The sequence below is a fragment of the Saccharomonospora saliphila YIM 90502 genome (assembly GCF_000383795.1).
In the GTDB taxonomy this organism is placed as follows: Bacteria; Actinomycetota; Actinomycetes; order Mycobacteriales; family Pseudonocardiaceae; genus Saccharomonospora; species Saccharomonospora saliphila.
This window is the reverse complement of sequence record NZ_KB912597.1, coordinates 1-2,900: the sequence shown is the minus strand read 5'-3', so window position 1 is coordinate 2,900 and position 2,900 is coordinate 1. Positions and strand designations below refer to the sequence as shown.

Here is a 2,900-nt window from a genome sequence, read left to right as displayed (position 1 = left end):
GCGGCCCGGCGACGTGGTGCCCACCCGTGGCGCGGTGGCGGGACGGCCCGGGACGCCGCGTGGCACCGGAGGGCCGCCGTGGTGGCGTGTCAGCCGTCGGCGAACAGGTCACGGGGAATGGCCCCCGCCTTGAGCGCCGTGCGGGCGAAGCCGCGTCCGAGTTCCGCGATACGGGCGGCCTTGTCCGGTCCGATCCGCTGGTACGGGCCGGTGGCGACCGCGGTGGTCCGCTCCTCGATCCGGTCGCGCTGGGCCCTGCCCGCGTCGGTGAGCCCACCCGCGTCGTCGAGCAGGCCCTGAGCACGCAGTTCGTCTTCGGCGGCCGACCACTGCTCGTCCGACCAGCCGCGCAGTGACTTCGTGACCTCGGTACGGAAGCTCTGGCCGGTGGCGGTGTGCGTCACCAGCGCGTGCAAGCCGGACAGCCCTTCGGAGACCAGCACCGCGATGTGCCCGTCGCCGCGGAATTCGCGCAGGAGCGTGATGCCGTGCCACAGGCTCGTGACCGGGTCGCCCGGCCATTCGAGATCGGCGTGCGCGGCGTAGAGGGGACGGCCTTCCGGGGAGCATCCGTCGGCGGCCTCCCGCACCAGGGTCGCCAGCTCGGCCAGCTCCGCCGAGTCCGCCGCCCCGCCGAGCAGCCTGCGCAGGGCCTCTCCCGCCTTGGCGAAGCGAATCTTGAGCACCTCGTCCGGCTCGACCAGCCCCCACGCGCGCGGGACGTGCCGCGCGACGAGCTCGGGGTTGAAGTTGTAGAAGGTCGAGGTGACCACGCCGGGACCCACCGGACCCATCGGTGCCGCCCGCCCGGCGAAATAGCACATGCGCCCCTGCGCCAGGCCCGCGTCCACGAACCCTTGTTCGACCTCGGGCGCGAAGTACACCATCGCGTGCAGCGGTTCCAGGACCTGGTGGCACCGCAGTGCCAGGGCATGAGCGTCGGCGCGATCCATGATCGGAACTCTATGCCGCGTGGACGGGTCAGGGGAAGAAGCCCGCAACGACGCGGAGGTGGCGCTGCCCCGCCGGTGTCACCCGGAGCAGCCGGTCAGAGCAGCCGCGTCCCGTTGGGCACGGCGCGGTCGAACCCGGCCAGCACCACGTTGCCGTCCCCGTCGTGCGCGCCCGTCACCAGCACCTCGGACTTCACCCCCGCGACCCGCTTCGGCTCGAAGTTGCACACGCACAAGACCTGGCGGCCGATGAGGTCCGCGGCCCGATAGTGCTCGGTGATCTGCGCGCTGGAGGTCTTGACACCGAGCTCGTCCCCCAGGTCGACCGTCAGCACGTACGCGGGCTTGCGGGCCTTCTCGTTCGGCTCCGCTGTCACGACCGTGCCCACACGCAGCTCGACCTTCTCGAAGTCGGCCCACTCGATCGCCACCGGCTGCCTCACCTCTCACCTGTCATCCGCACACGGCGTACACGGACGCCTCACCCGCCTCCGTCGAGCGGGCGCCGGGCCAGAGAGTACGAGATCGGCGAGAGCGAGAAACCTCAGAGCCTCCGTGGTACCGACCGGAGCCACGGTGTGCACCGCGAGATTCCGCGACCGGGTCACGGCATCGATCGCGTCCGGTGTGTGTCGGTGCGCTAGCGCGGACGGGCCCGCCCGGGGAGCACAGGGTGGACGAGTTGGCATGTAAGCCGGATTCTGTCCGTGTCCGCCGCGTACGGCGGGACACGCGGCGACCATCCATCTCGGCCTGCCGTCGCCGACAGGCTCAAGCGGCCTACCCGCAGGCATCGGACGGGCCGCCCTCGAACGCCTGCGCAGGAGCCTGTGCCGCTCCCTCTTGGCCTTGCTCCGGGTGGGGTTTACCGAGCCGTCCCGGTCACCCGGGACGCTGGTGGTCTCTTACACCACCGTTTCACCCTTACCTGGTCGCCACGGACCAGGCGGTCTGTTTTCTGTGGCACTGATCCCGCGGGTCACCCCGGGTTGCTGTTAGCAACCACCCTGCCCTACGGAGTCCGGACTTTCCTCGACCGGAGAACGCGTCCCCGGACGCGGCCGCCCTGCCAACTCGTCCGTGACCCAGGATACCCACCCGGCCGCACACACCTGACGGACGGTGCGGCGCGGGGCGGGTCAGCTCAGGTGGCTGGTGTCGTTGACCAGGCGCACCGAGGTGTTGTCGTCCGGGTAGAACTCCGCGATCGACAGCGACGCCAGATCCAGATGCAGGCGGAACAGCAGCGACGGTCCCGCGTCCAGCGCCGTCCGCAGCACCGACTTGATCGGCGTGACGTGGCTGACCACGACCACGGTGCGGCCGGCGTAGCGGTCGAGCACGTCGTCGAGCGCGGTCCGGACGCGCCGGTGCACCTCGTCGAAGCTCTCCCCTCCGGGCGGGCGCACCGAGGTGTCGCCGAGCCAGTCGCCGTGCAGCTCGGGATACCGCTGGGACGCTTCGGTAAAGGTCAGTCCCTCCCACTCGCCGAAGTCGGTCTCGCGAAGCTCCCGGTGGGTGACCACCTCCCCGCCCAGCGCGTCGGCCACGGCCCGCGCCGTCCGGGCCGCGCGGGTCAGCGGAGATGCCACGATCGGCACCGCCTCGTCGAGACCGTCGAGTGCCGCGATCCGCTTCGCCGCCGCCTCAGCCTGCCGCACGCCGAGATCGGTGAGAGCCACGTCGCCCCGCCCGGAGTAGCGGCGGTCCACCGACAGCTCCGTCTGCCCGTGCCGCAGCAACAGCAACCGAGTGGGGATTCCGGTCGCACCGGTCCACCGCGGCGGCTGGTGTGCGGAGGCACCACCGGACGCGGTCGACGCCGGGGGCGACACCGACCGGTGCGGCCTCTCGGCCACCATCGGGGTATCCGGCGACGGGGCTTCACGCGGTCCGGCCTCCGAGGGCCCCGTCCGCTCCCGCGGTCCCGTCCCGGCCGCCCGTTCC

3 protein-coding genes and 1 other RNA gene are annotated in these 2,900 nt (G+C 71.8%); all 4 read right to left on the bottom strand.

What is annotated here, in order from left to right; all coding sequences use genetic code 11:
- Positions 1-89 precede the first annotated feature (89 nt).
- Positions 90-953 (bottom strand): SCO6745 family protein, encoded by an 864-nt coding sequence (locus tag SACSA_RS0100340; RefSeq protein ID WP_019812580.1) that lies wholly within the window; start codon positions 951-953, stop codon positions 90-92.
- A 95-nt stretch (positions 954-1,048) separates the two neighbouring features.
- Complete coding sequence (locus SACSA_RS0100335) at positions 1,049-1,384, bottom strand: tRNA-binding protein (RefSeq protein WP_019812578.1); 336 nt, start codon at positions 1,382-1,384, stop codon at positions 1,049-1,051.
- A 243-nt stretch (positions 1,385-1,627) separates the two neighbouring features.
- Positions 1,628-2,030: RNase P RNA component class A (gene rnpB, locus SACSA_RS24095), an RNA gene on the bottom strand.
- A 62-nt stretch (positions 2,031-2,092) separates the two neighbouring features.
- Positions 2,093-2,900, bottom strand: an 808-nt coding sequence (locus SACSA_RS0100330) for a histidine phosphatase family protein (protein ID WP_048876280.1), incomplete at its 5' end; no start/stop codon positions are given.

Bases quoted from the DNA above. Each gene is read 5' to 3' on its own strand.
- SACSA_RS0100340 (WP_019812580.1), bottom strand. From the start codon at position 953: ATGGATCGCGCCGACGCTCATGCCCTGGCACTGCGGTGCCACCAGGTC.